21 protein-coding genes are annotated in these 20,423 nt (G+C 62.0%); 11 read left to right on the top strand and 10 right to left on the bottom strand.

What is annotated here, in order from left to right; translation table 11 throughout:
• The first annotated feature begins 7 nt into the window (after nt 1-7).
• The 9 genes from ABR989_RS16380 to ABR989_RS16340 all read left to right on the top strand — a co-directional run bounded on the left by ABR989_RS16380 (nt 8) and on the right by ABR989_RS16340 (nt 8,802).
• Nucleotides 8-457: a Fe-S-containing protein gene (locus tag ABR989_RS16380; RefSeq protein WP_428130387.1), complete on the top strand. Its 450-nt coding sequence runs from the start codon at nt 8-10 to the stop codon at nt 455-457.
• 45 nt (nt 458-502) lie between these two features.
• Entirely contained in the window at nt 503-1,099 is a 597-nt protein-coding gene (locus tag ABR989_RS16375; protein ID WP_428130386.1) for an SCO family protein, read from the top strand.
• 93 nt (nt 1,100-1,192) lie between these two features.
• Nucleotides 1,193-2,395: a lipid-A-disaccharide synthase gene (gene lpxB, locus ABR989_RS16370; protein WP_428130385.1), complete on the top strand. Its 1,203-nt coding sequence runs from the start codon at nt 1,193-1,195 to the stop codon at nt 2,393-2,395.
• Entirely contained in the window at nt 2,392-4,185 is a 1,794-nt protein-coding gene (locus ABR989_RS16365; RefSeq protein WP_428130384.1) for an ABC transporter ATP-binding protein, read from the top strand. Before lpxB ends, ABR989_RS16365 begins: the two co-directional genes overlap by 4 nt.
• A gap of 53 nt (nt 4,186-4,238) precedes the next feature.
• On the top strand, nt 4,239-5,507 hold the full coding sequence (locus tag ABR989_RS16360) for a 3-deoxy-D-manno-octulosonic acid transferase (RefSeq protein WP_428130383.1): 1,269 nt from the start codon (nt 4,239-4,241) through the stop codon (nt 5,505-5,507).
• A 3-nt stretch (nt 5,508-5,510) separates the two neighbouring features.
• Nucleotides 5,511-6,629, top strand: a complete 1,119-nt coding sequence (gene lpxK, locus ABR989_RS16355) for a tetraacyldisaccharide 4'-kinase (protein WP_428130382.1) — start codon at nt 5,511-5,513, stop codon at nt 6,627-6,629.
• Nucleotides 6,630-6,662: 33 nt separating this feature from the next.
• Nucleotides 6,663-6,833, top strand: a complete 171-nt coding sequence (locus tag ABR989_RS16350) for a Trm112 family protein (RefSeq protein ID WP_331959418.1) — start codon at nt 6,663-6,665, stop codon at nt 6,831-6,833.
• 35 nt (nt 6,834-6,868) lie between these two features.
• Complete coding sequence (locus ABR989_RS16345; protein WP_428130381.1) at nt 6,869-8,059, top strand: glycosyltransferase family 87 protein; 1,191 nt, start codon at nt 6,869-6,871, stop codon at nt 8,057-8,059.
• Between the two features lie 14 nt (nt 8,060-8,073).
• On the top strand, nt 8,074-8,802 hold the full coding sequence (locus ABR989_RS16340) for a lipopolysaccharide kinase InaA family protein (RefSeq protein ID WP_428130380.1): 729 nt from the start codon (nt 8,074-8,076) through the stop codon (nt 8,800-8,802).
• A 21-nt stretch (nt 8,803-8,823) separates the two neighbouring features.
• Here the strand turns inward: ABR989_RS16340 and ABR989_RS16335 are convergent, their stop codons facing one another.
• The 9 genes from ABR989_RS16335 to ABR989_RS16295 form a co-directional block, all read right to left on the bottom strand.
• Complete coding sequence (locus tag ABR989_RS16335; RefSeq protein ID WP_428130379.1) at nt 8,824-9,207, bottom strand: RidA family protein; 384 nt, start codon at nt 9,205-9,207, stop codon at nt 8,824-8,826.
• Nucleotides 9,208-9,246: 39 nt separating this feature from the next.
• Nucleotides 9,247-11,460, bottom strand: coding sequence for a RelA/SpoT family protein (locus tag ABR989_RS16330; protein ID WP_428130378.1), 2,214 nt, complete (start codon nt 11,458-11,460; stop codon nt 9,247-9,249).
• The gene (gene gmk / locus ABR989_RS16325) at nt 11,448-12,092 is read right to left on the bottom strand and encodes a guanylate kinase (RefSeq protein ID WP_428130377.1); all 645 of its coding nucleotides are present in this window, start codon (nt 12,090-12,092) and stop codon (nt 11,448-11,450) included. The genes ABR989_RS16330 and gmk overlap by 13 nt, the downstream gene beginning before the upstream one ends.
• Before the next feature lie 31 nt (nt 12,093-12,123).
• A complete protein-coding gene (locus ABR989_RS16320; RefSeq protein WP_428130376.1) occupies nt 12,124-12,999 on the bottom strand; it encodes a YicC/YloC family endoribonuclease in 876 nt (291 codons plus the stop codon).
• Nucleotides 12,996-14,198, bottom strand: coding sequence for a glycosyltransferase (locus ABR989_RS16315; protein ID WP_428130375.1), 1,203 nt, complete (start codon nt 14,196-14,198; stop codon nt 12,996-12,998). Before ABR989_RS16315 ends, ABR989_RS16320 begins: the two co-directional genes overlap by 4 nt.
• Nucleotides 14,199-14,215: 17 nt before the next feature.
• Entirely contained in the window at nt 14,216-14,908 is a 693-nt protein-coding gene (locus tag ABR989_RS16310) for a glycosyltransferase family 2 protein (RefSeq protein ID WP_428130374.1), read from the bottom strand.
• Nucleotides 14,908-15,777, bottom strand: coding sequence for a lipopolysaccharide kinase InaA family protein (locus ABR989_RS16305; protein WP_428130373.1), 870 nt, complete (start codon nt 15,775-15,777; stop codon nt 14,908-14,910). The genes ABR989_RS16310 and ABR989_RS16305 overlap by 1 nt, the downstream gene beginning before the upstream one ends.
• A complete protein-coding gene (locus ABR989_RS16300) occupies nt 15,774-16,880 on the bottom strand; it encodes a glycosyltransferase family 9 protein (protein WP_428130372.1) in 1,107 nt (368 codons plus the stop codon). Before ABR989_RS16300 ends, ABR989_RS16305 begins: the two co-directional genes overlap by 4 nt.
• 243 nt (nt 16,881-17,123) lie before the next feature.
• Complete coding sequence (locus ABR989_RS16295) at nt 17,124-17,306, bottom strand: hypothetical protein (RefSeq protein WP_428130371.1); 183 nt, start codon at nt 17,304-17,306, stop codon at nt 17,124-17,126.
• Between the two features lie 313 nt (nt 17,307-17,619).
• On the opposite strand from ABR989_RS16295, the gene ABR989_RS16290 reads away from it, so the two are divergent.
• Together ABR989_RS16290 and ABR989_RS16285 are read left to right on the top strand one after the other, a co-directional pair.
• A complete protein-coding gene (locus ABR989_RS16290) occupies nt 17,620-19,059 on the top strand; it encodes a glycosyltransferase family 39 protein (RefSeq protein WP_428130370.1) in 1,440 nt (479 codons plus the stop codon).
• A 71-nt stretch (nt 19,060-19,130) separates the two neighbouring features.
• Entirely contained in the window at nt 19,131-20,114 is a 984-nt protein-coding gene (locus ABR989_RS16285) for a TIGR03619 family F420-dependent LLM class oxidoreductase (RefSeq protein WP_428130369.1), read from the top strand.
• Between the two features lie 30 nt (nt 20,115-20,144).
• Here the strand turns inward: ABR989_RS16285 and ABR989_RS16280 are convergent, their stop codons facing one another.
• Nucleotides 20,145-20,420, bottom strand: a complete 276-nt coding sequence (locus ABR989_RS16280) for a hypothetical protein (protein WP_428130368.1) — start codon at nt 20,418-20,420, stop codon at nt 20,145-20,147.
• Nucleotides 20,421-20,423: the final 3 nt, after the last annotated feature.

Genomic DNA, 20,423 nt, shown 5'->3' with positions numbered 1-20,423 from the left:
ATTTGTGATGCGTCCGATCAGGCTCAAGATTCTCGGCGGTCTGGTGCTCGCAGCCGGCGTCGCCGCGTTTCTCATCTTCATCGCGACCTCAGATTGCACAACGGTGACCGGCGCCGACGAAGTCGCGGTCAACGTGTCCGCGATGCGCCCCGGTAGCGCGCGGCTTTTCTCTTACACCGATGACGCGGGCAAGCGGCTGCGCTTCGTGCTCGCGCGCGGCCACGACGGCAAGGTGCGCTCGGTGTTCGACGCATGCCGCCAGTGCTCCGCGTTCCATCGCGGCTACCGGGTGGTCGGCGGCGAACTGATTTGCCGGGTGTGCGGGAATCACTACCCAATCGATCGCATGACTGAAGGCAAAGCGTCGTGCGTGCCCGTCAGCCTGCCGCACGAGGACGATTCCAAAATCGTACACATCAAGACCACAGACCTTAAAGCCGGGCATGCGCTCTTCTGACTATCTGAGTAGCTATAGCAAGGTCATTACCAGTACGGATATAATATGAGTATTCACTGTAATCTCAGATCTCTCGCCATCATCGTAGTAATTACGTCGAGCCTGTTCGCGGCTGGCGGATGCCACCGCGACTCAACCGCGGGCGGCGCGGCCGCGAGCGTTCTCACTGACACCAAGCTCGTCGATCAGAATGGCAGCCAGGTCTCGCTCGCGTCGCTCAAGGGCAAACCGCTGGTGGTGGATTTCATCTATACCTCGTGCAAGGGGGAATGCCTGATGGAGACGGCGAAGTTGACGAACGTCGCGATCCGGCTGGGGCCCGACCTCGGTTCGAAGGTCACGATCGTTTCGATCAGCGTCGATCCCGAGCATGACGGCCCCAAGCAGTTGCTCGATTACGCGCGTCAGCAGGGGGCGGACAAGAAAGGATGGTATTTCCTGACCGGAAGTCCCGGGAACATCGATAAAGCGCTGGCGGGCTTCAAGCTCAGCCGGCAAGTCATGCCGGACGGTTCGGTCGGCCACCTGGTCGATATGATGCTGATCGGACCGGATGGGCGGTTGGTGAACGAATACAATGGCGAAATCGTAAAAGCCCAGGATATCGTCGATGACGTCAGAAAGACTCTGAACAAGGGTTGAGAGATGCAGCATGCGGCGCGGTTCGCTCCCGGCGACTGAATCGCACGGGCAAGCCTATTTGCGGCGTCGCGTTTTTCAATCACAATCCCTTCGATGCCGTTGAATGCCGAAGCGCCGCCGCCGCTTGGAGAGCGCCTGAAGGAGACCGAACGCGGGCGCCGCATCATGATCGTTGCGGGCGAGGCGTCGGGCGATCTTCATGGCGGCGATTTGGCGCGGGAAATTCTCGCGCGCGATCCGTCGTGCGACCTGTTCGGAATCGCGGGCGAGAAGATGCGCGCGGCCGGGGTGCGGGCGATCGTCGCGACGGAGGACATCCACGGGCTGGGACTTTCGGAACTGGCTTCCACCATTGGGCGCACGATTGGCGCGTTTCGCGCACTGCGTCGAATCATCAGGCGGGAGAAGCCGGACCTTGTGATCCTGATCGACTACGCGGAGTTCAACCTGATGCTCTCCGGCACGGCCAGGCGCGTGGGCGTGCCGGTGCTCTACTACATCACGCCGCAGGTCTGGGCGTGGCGGCGCGGCCGAATCGACAAGCTGGTAGATCGCGCGGACCGCCTCGCGGTGGTGCTGCCGTTCGAGGCCGAACTATTCCATCGCGCGGGCGAGCGCGTTTCTTTCGTAGGGCATCCGCTGCTCGATCGAATCGCCACGGTCCAGAGCCGGGAGGAGACGCTGAAGCGCCATGGATTCCCCCCGCGCGCGCGGATCATCTCGATCCTGCCGGGCAGCCGCCGCGCCGAAGTTCGCTACCTGCTGGGTCCGATGGTCAAGGCGGCGCGGATTGTCGGGCGCGATCATGGCCTTGAAATAGCGCTCGCGCTGGCGCCGACCTTGAGCCAGGCCGAACTCGCCGAGGTTGGACGCACGGACCTGGCGGGAATCAGGATTGTCGAGGGCGACACATACAACATTGTCGCGGCGAGCGAACTCGCGCTGGTCGCGTCGGGGACCGCCACGCTGGAAACGGCGCTGCTCGGATGCCCCGAAGTTATCGCCTACAAAGTGTCGCCACTTACCTATATCCTAGGGCGGATGCTGGTGACGGGAGTGGATTTTATCGGGCTGCCGAATATCCTGGCGGGCCGGCAAATCGTGCCGGAACTGATCCAGGGTGACGTGACTGCGGAGAAGCTCGTACGAGCCGCCGAGCCGCTTTTGAGCGACACGATCCGCGTGGAAACGGTGGCCGCGCTGAAGGCATTGCGCGAGAAGCTCGGATCGCCGGGAGCGGCGGGGCGAGTCGCGACGATCGCGCTCGAGATGATCGCGTCCAGGATGACCGCATGAGGCTGCTTACCCCATTGCAATGGCGACTGTACGGCTACCTCCGCCCATACCTGTTCCCGTACGTGCTGTTGCTTGGAATCGCGATGGGCCTGCTGGCGGCGGCCACCGGCGGGATCCCACTCCTCACGAAGTGGGTGGTCGATCTGGGCACTAATCTCGGAGTCACTCATCAGCTCGATGCGCACGGCGCCTTGAAGCTGCGCGAATACTCGCTGGTGCTCGCGGGATTATTTTTGCTGCGCGCGATCGCCAATTTTTCCGACGACTACCTGAGCGCATACATCGCCCAGAAGATGACGATGGATATCCGGGGCGACCTGAACGAGAGCCTGCAACGCCAGTCGCTGAGTTTTTTCAATCGTACGCCGACGGGCGTGATGGTTTCGCGAGTCATCAGCGACGTCAGCCTGGTGGTGTCGAGCCTGAGCGACGGCGTGTTTTCGTTCGTCGGCGGTGGCATGTCGGTGATCACGTTGCTGGCGGTGGCCTTCCACATGGATTGGCAGCTCGCGATCATTGCGTTTATCGGTTTTCCAATCGTGGTGTTGCCGATCGTCAGTCTTTCCAAGAAAGTCCGCCGCGAAACCAAAAATCAGCAGAAACAATTGAGCGGTTTGCAGTCGCTGCTGGTTGAAACCTTCCAGGGAAACCGCGTGGTCAAGGCCTTCGGAATGGAAGATTACGAGCGCGCGCGTTTCAATCGGGAGCTCAAGCGGCTGTTCCGAATCTTCATGCGGGTGGCGCGGATCAAGGCGCTTACCGGACCGATGATCGAGGCGGTGGGCGCGTTCGCGGTCGTCGCGGTGGTCTGGTGGGCGGTGGGATCGCTGCAGGCGGGCACGCGCACGTTGGGTCAATTCGCGGGGTTCTTTGCGGTCATGATTCTCGTGTACCCGCCGTTCAAGAGCGTCAGCAAGACCAATAACACTATCCAGCAGGGGCTGGCCGCGGCCGAACGCGTCTTCGAGATGATGGATCATCCGAGCGAGGTTCCCGACGATCCCGATGGAATCGAGCTGCGGCCCGGCCCGCATAGCGTCGCGTTCGAGAACGTCAGTTTCCGGTACGGCGACGAATGGGTGCTGCACGATATCAACCTGGAGATCGGGGTCGGCAGGGTTGTGGCGCTGGTGGGGATGAGCGGCGGCGGCAAATCCACGATGGCGGATTTGATTCCGCGCTTTTACGACGTACAGCAAGGACGCGTCACGGTTGACGGAATCGACATACGCAAGCTGCGGCTTAAGTCGCTGCGCGCGGAAATCGGTCTGGTCACGCAGAGCACGTTTCTGTTCGACGACACGATTCGCGCCAATATCGCGTACGGCAGCAGCGACAAGCATCTCGAGCGCGTAATCGCGGCCGCCAAGCTCGCCAACGCTCACGACTTCATCACCCGCCTGCCCAACGGTTACGAGACGATGGTGGGCGAACGGGGCGTGCGCATATCGGGCGGAGAGCGGCAGCGAATCGCGATCGCGCGGGCGCTGCTCAAGGACGCGCCGATTCTGATCCTGGACGAGGCAACCTCGTCGCTGGATTCGGCGGCCGAACGATCCGTGCAGGAAGCGCTCGAGCATCTGATGGCAAATCGCACGACGCTGGTGATAGCGCATCGGCTGTCCACGGTGCGCCGGGCAGACCGGATCGTCGTAGTCGTTCACGGCCGGATAGTTGAGGATGGAACGCACGACGAATTGTTTGCGCGCGGGCAGGAGTACCGAAAGCTCTACGACCTTCAATTCATGTCCCCCGAAGACCTGGCCGGCAACGGCGGTCTCGTTAACTGATACTCACTGATCGTAAATTCGAATCGTCAGGTGTGCGGATCGACGAGGCTTCGATGCTAAGCGCGCTGTACAATTTGTTGTGGTATCCGGCGCTGCCGTTTGCGCTGCTGGCCGCGCATCCTGCGAACATGCGGGACTATCGCGAGCGGATGGGGCACGGCGATTTTCCGGATGCCACGGGCGCACCGCGAATCTGGATTCATGCGGCCTCGGTCGGCGAGATCGAAGCGATTCGCCCGGTCGCCAACGGTCTGCTCGAACACTATCCGGGCGCAATCATGGCAATCACCGCGATGACGGCGGCGGGCCGTGAGGCGGCCAAGCGTCGAATCCCGGGGGCGGCGGCGTGGATGCTTGCGCCGCTGGACAATCAGCGCGCGGTGCGATCCTTTCTGGAGCGCGTGCAGCCGAGCGTGGTGCTGATCACCGAGACTGAAATCTGGCCCAACTACTTCATCGAATCCGCGCGGACGGGCGCGACGATCGCGGTGGTCAACGGCCGGATGTCGGAGCGATCGTTGCGTCGTTACCTGCGCGCGCGCGGCCTGTTTGAAGATGCGCTCGGCCGCGCAACCTTGATTCTGACGCAGAGCCGCGAAGACGCGCGGCGTTACGCGAAGTTCGATCTCGCGGCAAAAGTGGTAGTCACCGGCAACACCAAAATCGAAGCGGCGCAGGCGCAGATGGCGAATGAAGAACCAATTCGTCCTGAGCTGATGGCGTTTGCACCCGGGCGAAAAATCTTTATCGCGGGATCGACGGCAGTGGGCGAAGACGCCGTGATTGCGGACGCTTACCGTGAACTGCGCAAGGACTTTCCGCAGCTCGCGCTGACGATAGCGCCGCGCCATCTCGAGCGCACGCCGGAGATCGAAAAGGCGCTGCACGCGGCCTCGCTCGATTACGTCAAGGCGTCGGAACTCAATTCACCGGGCGCGGCGCGCGCCGCGGACGTTTTGATCCTCGACACCATGGGCGAGCTGCGCAGCTTCTATCGTCGCGGATCGATCGCGTTTGTCGGCGGCAGCCTCGCGCCGGGACGCGGCGGGCAAAACCCGGCCGAGCCCGCGTTGGCCGATGTCCCGGTCCTGATCGGTCCGTATCACGAGAACCAGCAGCAGATAGTGTCGTCGCTGGTCAGTTCCGGCGGCGCACGAATCGTCAAAAACTCGCGCGACATAATCGGCGAAACTTCGCAATGGCTCGCCGACGATGAGGCGCGACAACGTGCGGGCCAACGCGCGCGCGCCGCAGTGAGCAGGTCGTCGGGCGGTGCGCGGTTCGCCTTGAAGCAGCTCGAAGGGCTCATTAATCTCGGCTGACTGATGCCCTCAAGCGAGCCGAGTCCGAATCGCCCACGAATCGAGCGATTGTGGCAGCGGGATCTTCCCGCTCCACTTCTTCCAATTTGGTTCGGGCTCGCGGCTGCGGCGGGATTCTACCGAGTCGGCGTGGCCGCACGTCATCTGTACTGGCGGATGATGAAACGGCGGGCGCCGGTGATGACGGTGAGCGTGGGCAATCTGACGGTCGGCGGAAACGGCAAGACGCCGTTCACGTTGTTTCTCGCCAAGCGCTTGCAGAGCCACGGCCTGCGCGTCGGAATCGTGAGCCGCGGCTACCGACGCCCGCGATCCAAAGCGCGCGCCGAACTGGTGGCTGACGGCGGCGCATTGAAAATCTCACCGGACGATGCGGGCGATGAACCGGCGATGATGGCGAAGTCGTTCACCGGTCCGATTGCGGTTGCGCGCCGGCGCATCGACGGCGTCGAGCTGCTACGCAAGCTCGGTCCGCTCGACGCGGTGATCCTGGACGACGGCTTTCAGCACGTGCGCTTGAATCGCGACGTGGATCTCGTGCTGGTGAGCAACGAGCGCGGCTTTGGCAATGGCTGGATGATCCCGGCCGGACCGATGCGCGAACCGATCCGCGCGGTCGGGCGCGCAGACGCGATCGTGGTGATGAACTTCGGAATTGGCGCGTCGGCAATTCGACCGTCCCAGATGAAGAAACTAACCGCGCGCAAAATACTTCACGCGTCGGTGCGGCCGCGCGCCTTCCTGGTCGCCGAGCAGGGGGTGTGGCGCGAAACCCCGCTGGGACTGGGGGGACGACGCGTGCTGGCGGTGAGCGGTCTGGCGGATTCAAGCGCGTTCTATGCGATGCTGCGCGAACTCGACGCGGACCTGGTCGGCGTTTTTGAATATCCGGACCATCACGCCTACACGAACGCTGACTGGCAGGCTATGGTGAATGCGATGCGCGACACCGACCTGGTCGTCACGACCGAGAAGGACCTGGTCAAGCTGGAGCGGTTTCCGTTCCCGCGCGATTCGCTATACGCTCTCAGGCTTGAAGTAACGATGGACGCGGCTGATGCGCGCGCGCTCGACGAGTTGATACTGGGCCGCATGACCGCAGCGGCGGCGGCGCATGCATAGAAGACGAAAGAAAATGCTTGGAGGATTTCCGCGATGGCGCTGAGTCAGGAATTGCTCGACATCCTGGCGTGCCCGAAATGCAAGGGCGACCTGCATCTCAACGACAAGCAGGACGGCCTGGTCTGCAGCGCTTGCAGACTCGAGTATCCGGTGCGCGATGACATTCCGATCATGCTGATCGAGGAAGCCAAACCGATCGCGTGACCACTGCGCGGCGCGCGGCCAGCCTGCCTTCCGCGATGAAAACGATCGACTCCCCGCGCGCCCGCCGGTTCGCATGGCTCGCGATGGGCATCTACATCGTCGGGCTCGGCATCTCGGCAACGCTTCGGGCGCAGGGCGACTTCAACGTTTACTATCGCGCGGGGCATCGCGTACTTTACGGCCTCGCGATCTATCCGCCGGCCGACTCCGATCGTTTTCTCTACGCACCGATCTTTGCGATCGGGTTCGCGCCGCTCGCGGCGCTCCCACGCCATGTTGCGCAATTTGTCTTCTTCGCAGTCAACGCATTTTCGCTGATCGAATTGATTTTAGGCGCGGGCGTGATTCTGTTCGGCCGTGAGCGGCGATTGCCGGCCGCGCTGATCGTTGTCCCCGTGTTGCTGTCATCCCGGTTCATCGACAACAACATCGAACACGGCCAGATAAATCTTCCGACCCTGGCGTTGATCGTGTGGGCGATCGTTTACGCCGACGAGTCTCGCGATGCGTGGGCGGGCCTGATGCTTGCGACGGCGATACTGATCAAGCCCTTCGGATTGCTGGCCGCGCTTCATCTTGCCATTCGCCGGCGCTTCGCCCCGCTCGGATGGGCGGCGGCGGCGGGAATCGCGCTGCTCGTCGTGCCAATCGTGATCTTTGGGCCGCGCGGATGGATCGATCAAACCGGCGCGTACCTGAACGCGATCGTTTCGATGACGAATCGATATCGCACGATGCTCACAAACCAGTCGGCCGTGTCGGCGGTCGCGCGCCTGATGAGTCTTCGCGGCGGGGCTGAGGTGGAAACGTCGGCTGCCGCAACGATTGCCGGAATGGGGCTCGAAATACTGCTCGTCGCGGCAGTATCGCTCTGGGACGCGATGAGCAATGAGTGCGGAAATTTCGCGAGCCGCCTCGCGCTGTGCGGCTTGTTCTGCCTGATGCCCTCGTTCGCGCCGATTTCGTGGAAAAGCTATTACGCGGCGATGCTCGTGCCGTACATGGCTCTGACCGCGGCGCTGTGGACCGATCGTACTGCCGGGGAGAGCCCGTTGATTTCCGCGTGGACGCTGTTCGCGCTTTCCTTGTTGCTCAATCTTGCGACGGGAAACTATTTGAACCGCATCGCCCTCTTTTACTCGGCGCATTTCCTTTCGTCGTTGCTCGCGCTTGCCGCCGTGTTCGCATTGTGGCTTCGAAGCGGGAACGAGACATCCAAAGCGTGAGACCGCCTTCGCAAATGAAATTGAGCTCCGATCCGAACTTCTCGGCGTTCAGGATCGGACGCCGGGAGCTGGTGATTCATCGCGACATCGCCTCTCATGCCGCGGAGATCATGCAAAAGCTCGGCGAGCTGACATCCGCGGCGCAAGCGGGCGCGGGAAATCGCCGGAGCGCATTTCGGCTGAACCTCGCGGGCGGGCTCGAGCTGTTCGCGCGCCGGGGGCGTCGCGGCGGAATGATTGGATCGATCCTCAGCGACGTTTACATGGGCGTGACGCCGCGCCCGCTGAATGAACTCGCCCTGACGGTTGAAGCGATGCGGCGCGGAATTCCAGTGGCGGAGCCGATGGGCGCAATGATCGAATGGATCGGTCCCGCTCTTTATCGAGGATTTTTTCTGACTCGTGCGGTGCGCGGAATGACGCTATGGGAATTCGTGAAGACGGACGACGATCCGATCGTTCGCGCTCACGTTCTCGGGCAAGCGCGCGCAGCGATCGATGCGATGCACAACAAGGGGCTCTTTCACGCCGATCTCAATCTGCACAACTTGCTGGTGACGCAAGCGCGAGAGAGTTTCACCGTGATTATTATCGACCTCGACAAGTCGCGGCTCTTCGATGCGCCGTTGCCGGCTGCGATCCGCCGGGCGAACGCGGCGCGCTTGATACGGTCTGCGCGCAAGCTCGATCCGTCCGGGCAATTTCTCGACGCCGCCGCGCTGTCGATCCTGAATCTGGAGTGATCTGAGGCGACGGGCGCGAGACTACTCGCGTTTCAGCGCGATCGCGTCGATCTCGATTCGCGCCTTGCGCGGCAGCGCCGCCACCTGCACGGTCGAGCGCGCCGGATACGGCGGATCGAAATGTTCTCCGTACACGCGGTTGACGATTTCAAACTCGGCGAGATCGATCATGAAGATAGTGGTCTTGACGACATCGATGAAATCCAGTCCCGCACCCGCGAGCACTTCGCCGAGGTTCTGGAGTGCGCGCCGGGTCTCGAATTCGATCCCCCCTTCCACGAGAGTACCCGACGCCGGATCGAGACCGATCTGCCCCGAGCAGAAGACCAACCCACTTTGCTCGACCGCCTGCGAATACGGACCGATCGCGGCCGGCGCCTGCCTGGCATGAATCGAGGTTTTCATTTTGGTATCCCGCGAGAACTCGTTGCGCGCCGCTCGAGATCAATGGCGATTGCCGTTTGGCTGGCCGAGGCGCGACACGCGCATGACGCCGTCGATCGCGCCGATCGAGTTCATCAGGTTGTTCAATTGACGGGCGCTGGTCACGCTGACCTCGAAGACCGCCAGTGCGCGTCCGTCGGCGCCGTGAGTCTTCACTTCGGCGGTCGATATATTCACGCCCGCCGTGGCGATCGCCTTGGTCATCGCGGCGAGCAAGCCCGGCTGATCGGCGCATAGCACTTCGAGCTGAATCGGCCGCGGCGCTTCCTCGCCGTCCTTCCATACTACCGGCACGCGCCGCTGAGGATCGGTATTGAGCGCATGCGCGCATCCAGCGACGTGCACCGTAACGCCGCGTCCGCGCGTGATGAAGCCGGTGATCGCCTCGCCCGGGAGCGGATTGCAGCATCGCGCGAATCGCACCAGCATGTCGCCTACGCCCGAGACCACGACCGCACCGCTGGCGGATTTGCGCGCTTCCTTGGCGGCGCGCTCTCTTTGCGCCGGCCCCAGCGGCGTGGGTGGTTTCTCGGGACGATAGAGTCTCAGCTCGTCGGGCGTCAGCAGTTTCGCGAGCAACTGCGCAGGCGTGATTATTCCGTAGCCGACCGCGGCGAGCAGGCTTTCGACGTCGCGTTGCGAGAATTCCGCGAGGACTCCGTCCAGACGCTTGCCCGATCTAAGCTGCGTGACGCTGAGCTTGACCGGTTCGAGCTCGCGATCGAGCAGCGATATGCCGAGATCGCGGGAGCGTTCTGCTTGTTGATTGCGCAGCCATTGACGGATGCGCGATTTCGCACGCGCGGTGGCTGCGTAGTTGGTCCAATCCTTGCCCGGCACCTGCTTTTCGGAGGTCAGCACCTCGACCGTATCGCCCGATCGAAGCCGGTAGCGCAGCGGCACCATGCGTCCGTTGACGCGCGCGCCGGCGAGATGGTTGCCGACCTGGGAGTGGATTCGGTAGGCGAAGTCGATCACGGTCGAGCCGAGCGGAAAATCGAAGACGTCGCCCTTGGGCGTGAAAACGAAAACTTCCTCGGGAAACAGATCGTCCTTGACGGTCGAGAGAAATTCCTGGGGGTCCTTGAGATTCTGCTGCCATTCGATCAGGCGCCGCAGCCATGCAAACCGCTCCGTGTCCTTGAGCTCCCTGGAGTTGCCATCCTTGTAGCTCCAGTGCGCCGCGATCCCTTCCTCGGCCACCTTGTGCATCTCGCGCGTACGAATCTGCACTTCCATCCGCTGGACGCGCGGACCGATCACGGTGGTGTGCAGCGACTGATACATATTGGCCTTGGGCAGCGCGATGTAATCCTTGAAGCGGCCGGGCACCGGCTTCCAGTTGGCGTGCACGACCCCGAGCGCCTCGTAACATTCGCGCACCGTGCCCACGATGATGCGGAACGCGACCAGGTCGTAGATTTCCTCGAAGCTGAGCCCCATCTCCTGCATCTTGGAGTGAATCGAAAAGAAATGTTTGGGCCGGCCGGTGACCTCAGCCGTTACCCCGCTGTCGGAGAGGCGGCGCGACAGGATCTCAATGACGGCGGCGATGTACTCCTCGCGCTCTGTGCGTTTGGCCGCGACAAAGGCCTTCAGCGCCTGGTACGCAGTTGGATTCAGATAGCGAAATGACAGGTCCTCGAGCTCCGACTTGAGCCAGTAGATTCCGAGGCGATGAGCGATCGGTGCGTAAATTTCCATCGTCTCGCGCGCGATCTCCTGCTGCCGGTCGGCGGCGAGATGGTCGAGCGTGCGCATGTTGTGCAGGCGGTCGGCGAGCTTGATCAGCACGACGCGGATGTCGTGCGCCATCGCGATGATCATCTTGCGGAAATTCTCGGCCTGCTTTTCCTCGCGGCTCTGAAACGTGATCTTCGAGACCTTGGTCACTCCGTCGACGAGCTGCGCGACCTCGGCGCCGAAATCCGTCTGCACCTCCGCGAGCGACGCCTCCGTATCCTCGACGACGTCGTGCAGCAAGCCGGTGACGATCGAAGGCACGTCGAGCTTGAGCTGTGCGATGATCATCGCGACGTTTAGGGGATGCGTGACGTAGGGCTCGCCCGATTCGCGCTTCTGATCGAGATGCATCCGCGCCGAGTAATCGTACGCGCGCCGGATGAGGCCGATGTCGGCCTGCGGGTTGTAAGTCTGCACCCGCCCGATGAGGCCGGCGAGTTGGTCGGGAGCGCTTTGCGCTAACTCTTCCACGGCGCGAATTCGCCGCGCAGGCGGCCGACCTTGAGCCGCTCTGCGTCTACGATCGTTTCGAGCTGCGCAACGGATTCATCAACCTCGGCGTTGACGATCAGATAGTCGTATTCGGGATAGGCCTGGGCTTCGTCGCGCGCTTTGCGAAGCCGGTGCTGAATCTTCGATTCTTCCTCCGTGGCGCGCCCGCGCAGGCGCCCCTCGAGCTCGGCGAAGCTCGGCGGGAGTACAAAGACGGCGACGGAATCGCCGGGATAGATGGCGCGAATCTGCCGAGCGCCCTGAATGTCGATGTCGAGCAGGATATCGCGGCCCGAGGCGATCGCGGCGTCCAGCGGCGCGCGCGGCGTGCCGTAAAAAGATTCGAACACACGCGCCCATTCGGCGAGTTCGCCGGACGATTGCCTGCGTTTGAATTCTTCTTCGCTCACAAAGCTGTAATCGATTCCGTCCGCCTCGCCTTCTCGCGGCGCGCGCGTGGTCAAGGATACCGAAAACTCCAGGCCCGCTATCGCCTTGAGCGCCGCGCGCCAAATCGTGGTCTTGCCGGCCCCCGAAGGCGCCGAAAGGATGAAGATTATACCGCGCCTCGGCGGCAAAGAATCACGTGATTTCAACGGTATAGAAGCCATTAACCGTATGTAAAGGCCCTTCTACTATATCTTATTCGACGTTCTGGACCTGCTCGCGCATCTTTTCCGCTTCCGCCTTTACTTCAACCGTTACCTGAGAAAGCGCCGCGTTCTGCGACTTCGAACCCATCGTATTTACTTCGCGGTTGATTTCCTGGAGCACAAATTCAATCGACTTCCCGACCTGCCCCTGGCGCTTGAGCAGCGCCTTGAGACCGTCGAGATGCGTGCGCAGACGCGTGATCTCTTCGCTGATATCGCCGTGCTGCGAGGCGGACGACGCCTCCTCATAGAGACGTTTCTCGTTGACCGGCAAATCTGCCAGGAGTTCGCGAATCCGCTTGTGAAAATTGTCCATTATTTCCGCGCGCGTCTGCTCGGCCAGCCGTTCAATTTTCGGCACCGCCGCTTCGATATTGCGAACCCGCACCGCGAAATCCTTGTGCAGGCTGCGCCCTTCGCGCACACGCTCGGCATCCAGCGCTTTCAACGCGCGAACCAAAGCCTTGTGGCCAAGCCTGAATGCCGCGCCCGAGTCGTGCTCCTCCTCGACGACGTGAAAAATTTCAGGTCGGTTGAGGATCGATCCAATGTCCGGATTGCCGTTGAGATGAAGCTGCTTGCCCAGACGGCGCAGTTCGGCAACGTACAAATTCGCCAGCCGATCGTTCACCTCGAGCCGCACCGGCGGAGGCTTCAGCGCAACCGACTTGATAAAAATTTCGACTCGTCCGCGCGCGACGACATTTTGTACGGCTTTGCGAATCTCGGCCTCATGCTCGCCCCATCCGCGCGGCACCGCCAGCTTGAGTTCGAAAAATCGCTGGTTGAGCGCGCGCACTTCGGCAATCACGCGAGTGCCGTCCTGCTCGGCGATAGCCCTGCCGAACCCGGTCATGCTTTTCATTTCACTCTGTTCCTTTCTTCCCTTTCTGCCCGCGTTTTTCTCACACACGCGCGATAGAGCGCGAGTGTCCGCGCGGCCATCGTCGCCATCGAATAATTTTCCATGGTGCGCACCCGCGCCGCCGCGCCCATCTGCGATCTCAGCCCGGTCGATTCCGCCAGGCGGCCGATCGCCGACGCAATTGCTTCGGGATTCGCCGGCGGCACGATGATTCCGGTGCGATCGTGTTCCACCACTTCGCGCAGTCCCCCCACGTCGCTCGCAATCACGGGGAGCGCGCTCGCCATGGCTTCCAGAGCGGCTACGCCGAGCCCTTCCTTCAGCGACGGCATCGCGAAGACGTCCGACGCCCACAGGAGTTCGCGCGGGTCGTCGATTCTGCCGAGCAGCTTGACGCTCTCAGCGCATCCCAGTTGCGCGATTTCGTGTTCGAGTTCTCCGCGAGTCGATCCCTGACCTGCGATAAAACATTTCAACTTGACGGACGATGCTGTCAGCGCGAGCTGCGCGATTGCTTCGATGAGATAGCGATGGCCCTTGCGCGGCTCGAGTGCGCCAACCGCAGAAATCACGAACTCGCCATCGGATATTCCGAGCGCGCTGCGGGCATCGGCGCGTTCCGGAGGAGTTGGCGGGCGGAAGCGGTCGCAATCCACGCCGCTCGGAACAACGGTAGTGCGCCGGCGATCGACGCCCGCGGCCGCCAGCGAATCGGCAACGCCGCCGGAGATCGCGACCACGCCATCGACCGCGCGATTGTACAGGTACGGCGCGAAAACGCGGTTGGGCCTGTAGTCCATCCGCCGCGTAACGACCAGCGCACGCGCGAAGCCGCGTGCAAACGGCGCCATCGAATGCGCGCGCGAGGTGTGGAAATGAACGACGTCATAGCCTTCGCGTTTGAGAATCGCGCGCAGCCGGATGCCGGCTGACAGGTCGATAGCGTTGCGGATGCGCAGCGGATGGCATCTTATGCCCGCGGCGATGGCCCGCTCCCAGAGCCGTCCCGCGGGATCGCAAATCAACTCCGCGCGATGACCGCCGCCGGCCAGCGCAATCGTCAAGCCAAGCACCTGCGTCTCGCCCCCGGCGAAGCCGAGTTCGGGATCGATGCCGGCGATGCTCAGCGCCGGGGCGTCAACCGTGTTGCTGTTGGGATGCACTTGGATGGCGTCGTCATGTTGAACTGTCTGCGTCATATTACAGTTTGATCGCATCAATCGAAAAATCTGTAATACAGGATTGCGCACACCGCGGTCAGCGCGTCGCGAATACCGATCTTCTTGCCCTCTTCGTAGGTCCGTCCCGAATACGACACCGGCACCTCGTAGATTCGCCATCGCGCGCGCGCCGCTTTGGCGGTGATCTCGGGCTCGAAGGTGAAGCGATTGGCGTTGAGCTTGAGCCTCATCAATTTCTCGCGCACGAAACCCTTCATCCCCGTCTCCATGTCGGTCAGGTTGAGATCGCTTACCATATTGGAGAGCAGGGTCACCGCGCGGTTCGCCACGTAGTGCCAGAAGAACATGACGCGATGCGGCCCGGAGAGAAAGCGCGAGCCGTAAACCATGTCGGCGCGCCCGTCGAGCAGCGGGCCGATCATTGCGGCGTAGTCCCTGGGATCGTATTCGAGGTCGGCGTCCTGCACGAAGAGGTAAGGATTTTTCGCCGCCGCAAAGCCGAGCCGGAGCGCGGCGCCTTTGCCGCGATTGACGGTATGATAGAAACATTGAACGCGCGGATGGCTGAACTCGCGCAGAAACTTGGTAGTGCCGTCGGTCGATGCGTCATCGACGACGATGACCTCGGGGTCGAAGCCGCAATCGAGCACGCGCTCGATTACGCGGCCGATCGTCGCGGCTTCGTTGTACACCGGAATCACCACGGAAATTTGCGTCCGCTCGGCCATCAGCTCCCGCTCGCCTCCCGATGCTGCCCCACGGACGCCGATGCGCGGGCGGCGACGCCTGCGCATTTCCGGTCGTCCGCAATTCTGGCCGCAAGCATCCCGGCAACACGGCGGCGTTCCGCGCGCCGGCGTCGCGCCGAAAACGCCGCGGCGTAGCCGCACCACACCCGCATCCGATCCGTATTCGTGACGCCGCCGATCTCGAGGTGCCCCAGCTGAACGAGATTGCGCATCCGCGGCCGCTCGAAGCGGCTCAGAATCGTGCGCCGGGTGCGTTCGTGATCGATGAAAACGAATTGCGGCGGCTCCAGTTCGGTGACGAAGATGTTGTACGGCGTCAAGTCGCCGTGGATATATCCGGCGCGATGCAATCGCGCGACCTCCGCGCCGAGCGCGCGCAACATGACGCGCCTGGACGCGAGCTTCGCATGCTTGAAATGGCGCACAGCACTAGACCCGTCGACCCGCGCGGTTACTATGATCTCGCGTCCGCCGCGGCGCTCGGCGCCGAGCAGCAGAATGTCCGGGACACCCACGCCGTCGGCGCGCAGATGCTCCAATATCGACGCAACGTGCGCGGCGCGCCTGCGTTTGAATGTCCACCTGATTCGATTCAGGCCGCGGATCGGGTCGAGCACCTTGAAATAGGCGTCGAAACCTCTCGCACCATCGAAATGCTCGAACCACGTCTCGGCGTGACGCGAGCGGCGTACGCGAGTCGCCAAGGTGCCGTCGATTGCGGCGAATGCCGAAGCGATCAGGCTCTCGCGAAGTGGCTCTGAAAATCGCCCGTCGCCGCCCGGGATGAAGAAGGTCCATCCTCCGCGCGTCAACGGCGCCCCGTCAAAGCCCGTCATCCGCCAGGTCATCTCGCCGCTCCGCGCATCGCGAGCGCCCGCCTTACGGTCACGCTTACTTCTTCGGCAGATATTCGTCGCATGCATTCGCGCCCGATGGGGCATTGACGAAGATAGCAGGGATGGCACGGGATCGCGCCGCTGATTGCGAGCTCGGCGAAGCCCCACGGCGCGGAGCGCTCGGCGGCGGTGGCGCCCCACAGCGATACCACCGGGCATCCCACCGCGGCCGCGATATGCATTGGGCCGGAGTCGGGTCCGAACGCGACGGCGCATTCGGGAAAGATCGCGATCAGATCGCGGATCGAGGTGCGTCCGGCCAGATTGAGTGCTGGAACGCCGTCGAGATGGCGCATGACTTCGCCGGCCAGTTTCGTTTCGTCGGGACCGCCGAGCAACACGGGAAATAGCGCCGGGCTGCCGGAGTCGGGGCGCGCGACCATCCGAATTGCCGCCGCGGTCGATTCAGGAAAGTAGATGCGGCTTGGCCACGACGAGCCAAGGATCACAGCCAGCACCGGACGCGGCGCATCGCGCAGCATCTCGAGCGCGCGGGCGCGTTCCTGGTCCGTCGCGGCGAGTCCGAATTCGATCGGCGATTGCGCAATTCCGAGCGCATCGCCGAACGCCTGGTATTGCAGGAGCTTCAGGCGCATGTTCGGCTGCGGCGCGATCCGATGATTCGAAAAGAGATGGTTGAACTCCTTGGTGTTCGGCGCGGCGAAGCCAAAACGAACTGCGGCGCCCGAGATTCGCGACGTGAAACCGCTTTTGAGATGACGCTGAAGGTCTATCGCCAGATCGAAATGCCCCTTGCGAATTCGCATCAGAAACGGGATGAACGTCCATGGCGCGTGCGTGCGATCGTACACGATCGCTTCGTCGAGCCAGCGATGGCGGTCGAGTAGCCCGCTGGACTTGGGTTCCACGGCCCACGCGATGTGCGCGTCGGGCCACGCCTTGCGAATGCGCCCGAGCAAAGGAAGCGCGCGAACCACGTCGCCGATCGCACCGAACAGCACTATCAGCACACGACGCGGCGGCGGCGCGATTTGCGTGGCGATGGCTTCAGGAGAGGACATGTCGAGACTGGTCGAGGGCCGCTTCAGCTCCAACGCTCGATGATAACGAAAATACAGCTTGCGCGCTGCTCTAGATGCGAGTATAAGATATCTTAATTCTAGATGGTGGAGGTATTAGCCGAATAAGCTGTACTGATCATTTCCTCGTAAGACATGGAGGAAAAGCAAATGAACAAGTACGCAGGAAAAGCACGAACCGGCGCGACCGCGATCTTTGGCGTCGCCGGCGCTCCAGGCGCGACGCGATCAGGGGCGTAGGCCATGATAGCGATTGCCTTAGTCGCGACTATGATGATCGTGGTCGGATTGGTGATCGGATGCGCGGCCGTGGACATCCACTTCGACGAGCAAGAGCGTCTTCTCAGGGAAAAGCACCACCTTAAAGGAAGGGTACGCGATTGGTACGCGCAGCGCGACGCTGGCCGTCGGCGTTTCGCAAGATCCGGCAAATTCGCGCAACGTGAGCCTCACTCGTACCGGCATGTAGCCGGGCTAAACCCATCCCGATGACGAAACCGCCGGGGCGAATTAATCGTTCCGGCGTTTCAACTTCGCTTCACGACTTCCCTGCCCGATCCCGTCCGGCACGCTCGTATCAATGGGCGTGGGACCTTGCAGAGGGGGGCCGTCCCGCCTATACGGAGAAGCTGCAATCGGAGAATCAAAAACGGAAATTCCCGGTAAAAGCCGCTTCATCTCCGGCCCTGCCGTTGTAGCCTTTGTCGGCGCTCTTGAACTGATAGTGCATCTGCCTAACCCCGGCGGTTATGGTTTGTTCGTTGACGAACTCTACTTCCTGGCCTGCGGTGAGCACTTGAGCTGGGGATACGTCGATATGCCGCCGCTCACCGCGCTGCAGGCGTGGACTGCGCGCGCACTCCTGGGCGATTCACTTCTGGCTATTCGGCTCCTGCCGGCGCTCGCTGGCGTTGGACTTGTTCTTCTCACTGGCGCACTGGTCCGCCAACTTGAGGGCGGACGATTTGCGCAGGCTCTCGCCGCCGTGGCCGTTTTGGTGGCGCCATTCTTCCTGGCTTTCGACAGTTATCTCTCGATGAACTCCGTCGAGCCGCTCTTGTGGATGGGCTGTGTGCTGATACTGATCCGCATGATCAAGACAGGCGACACGAGACTTTGGATCTGGTTCGGAGTGCTGGCTGGTGTAGGTCTGGAAAACAAGGACACCATGGCGATGTTCGGTTTTGCTCTGGTAGTCGGTCTGCTGATGACGCCCGAGCGCCGGTTGATGGGCAGCCGATGGTTCTTCATCGGCGGGATTGTGACGGCGCTGATCTTCCTCCCCAATCTGATCTGGATGGTTCAGCATCACTTTCCCCACCTGGAGATGCTCGCCAACATCAAGCGCAACCGGCGTAATGTTGCTCTCAGCCCGCTGGGATTCATCGGCCAGCAAGTCCTCGGCATGCAGCCGGTGGCGCTTCCAATCTGGATTTGCGGTTTGTGGGCCTTCCTCTTCAGCTACCAGGGCAGACCGTACAGGGCGCTTGGATTGGCGTACCTGGTAACTCTCCTGACGCTGTTGCTTGCAGACGGGAGGTTCTACTACCTGGCGCCCGCCTATCCGATGCTGATCGCCGGTGGGGCCGTCGCGATTGAGCGCTGGCTAACGGCGCCGCGATGGCGCTGGGTGCGCCCAACGTATCTTGGCTTGCTTGCAGTGACCGGTGGGTTAATTGCGCTGATCGTGCTGCCCCTGCTGCCGCCTGAAACGTACATCCGCTACACGCACTTCATTGGCATCTCGCAGCCGCGGATCGAACACCGCCAGGCAAGCGAGTTGCCGCAGTTATTGGCCGACCGTTTTGGTTGGCCCGAGATGGCTGCGGCCGTCGCGAAGGTCTACGACAGCCTGCCCGCCGATGAACGAGCGCAGACGGCCATTTTCGGACAGAACTACGGCGAGGCAGGAGCGATCGACTTTTACGGGCCAAAGCTCGGTCTGCCCAAAGCGATCAGTGGCCATGCGAACTACTGGTATTGGGGTCCGCGCCAGTATACCGGCAAGATCATGATTATGCTCGGCGACATACCACGCGAGCGGCTTGAGCGATACTTTGCTCGAGTCGAAGAGCGGGGCTCCGTCGGTCATCGATACGCAATGGCCTCAGAGCACTTCTCGATCTATCTCTGCCGCGAGCCGAGGGGTTGGACACTCGATCAACTATGGCCGGAGTTGAAGAACTGGGACTAGGGGATTGCCCGAAATGCGACTTAGCGTCTAAAGTGGCGGGCATGAATGTTTGAATTCAAGGAGCATCAGTCATGCGAGCTATCAAATTCAATGTTGGGCTTCCTAATGGCGATCCGGTTGCTACTTTAGCTACCGCGCGGCAGGCCGAGGAGCTGGGCTACTATTCGGTTTCAATCGACGATCACTTCTTCATGCGCGGGCTGATGGCTGATCCGCGCGCGCCGCACTATGAATGCTTCACGATGCTCAGTGCGGTCGCTGCCACCACCAAGCGCATCAGGATGTTGCCGCTGGTCACCTCGATGTCCTACCGCAATCCCTCGCTGCTGGCGAAGACGATGGCGTCGATCGACAACCTTAGCGGCGGCCGCTTTATCGCGGGGCTCGGCGCCGGCTGGTTCAGGGAAGAATACGACGCCTACAACTTTCCGTATCCGTCGAACGCCGAACGCATCGAGCAGATGCTCGACGGCATCAAGGTGCTCAAGGCGATGTGGACGCAAGACGAGCCCACTTATCATGGGCCGTACTTCAAGATCGACAAGGCTTATTGCGATCCCAAGCCCGTGCAGCGGCCGCATCCGCCGATCCTGATTGGCGGCGGCGGCAAGCGCGTACTCGAAATCGCGGCGAACGAAGCCGACATACTGAATCTGAACCCGCCGATAACCAAGGGCTACGTCGATGTCGTTGAAGCGCTGAAGTTCGATCGGAGCAAGGTTGAGAAGCGCATCGAGATGATTCGCGGCTTCCTGAAAGCCGCGGGCCGCGCGGCGGACGCGCTCGAGCTCTCGGGTGGAGGATTTGTACTGATGGCCAAGGATCGCGCGACTGCCGATGCGATGGCGGCCGCGACTGCGCAGACGCTTGGAATCGAAAATAACGAAAGCGTGCGTACCTCGCTTCAGGTCCTGATCGGCACCCCCGACGACGTGAAGCGCGAACTCGCCGCTCGAATCGAGAAGTTTGGCATGACCTACTTCTTCCTGAACTTCATGACGCCCGACACTATCGAGATGTTCGCGAAGGAAGTGATGCCCGCGTTCGCGCGCTGAGCCGCGGATGCGTGTCCTATTCGATGACGGTTACCAGGGCTGACTGCCTTTGAGGCGCGGGTCGTCGGTGGCAACGCAAACTGCGTGACCCGAGCTGACCGCGCTGTCGCCGGCATTCTGCTGAGCAGCCAGCCGAGCCGCCTCGCATAGATCCGCCTTGTCGAATGACTGCTCATTCGTCCACCTGCTAAGCGGGGCCGCATCATCGTAGCGTTGCGGGCCGATCCACCAGGTCCTGGTCTGCGGCGGCGCCATCAAATACCAGCCCACCAGCGCGAGAGCGACGGCAGTGTGTCGTAGATTCAATGT

This window comes from Binatus soli (SeqCode), from assembly GCF_050015535.1.
In the GTDB taxonomy this organism is placed as follows: Bacteria; Desulfobacterota; Binatia; order Binatales; family Binataceae; genus Binatus; species Binatus soli.
This window is presented reverse-complemented; position numbering and strand designations above follow the sequence as displayed.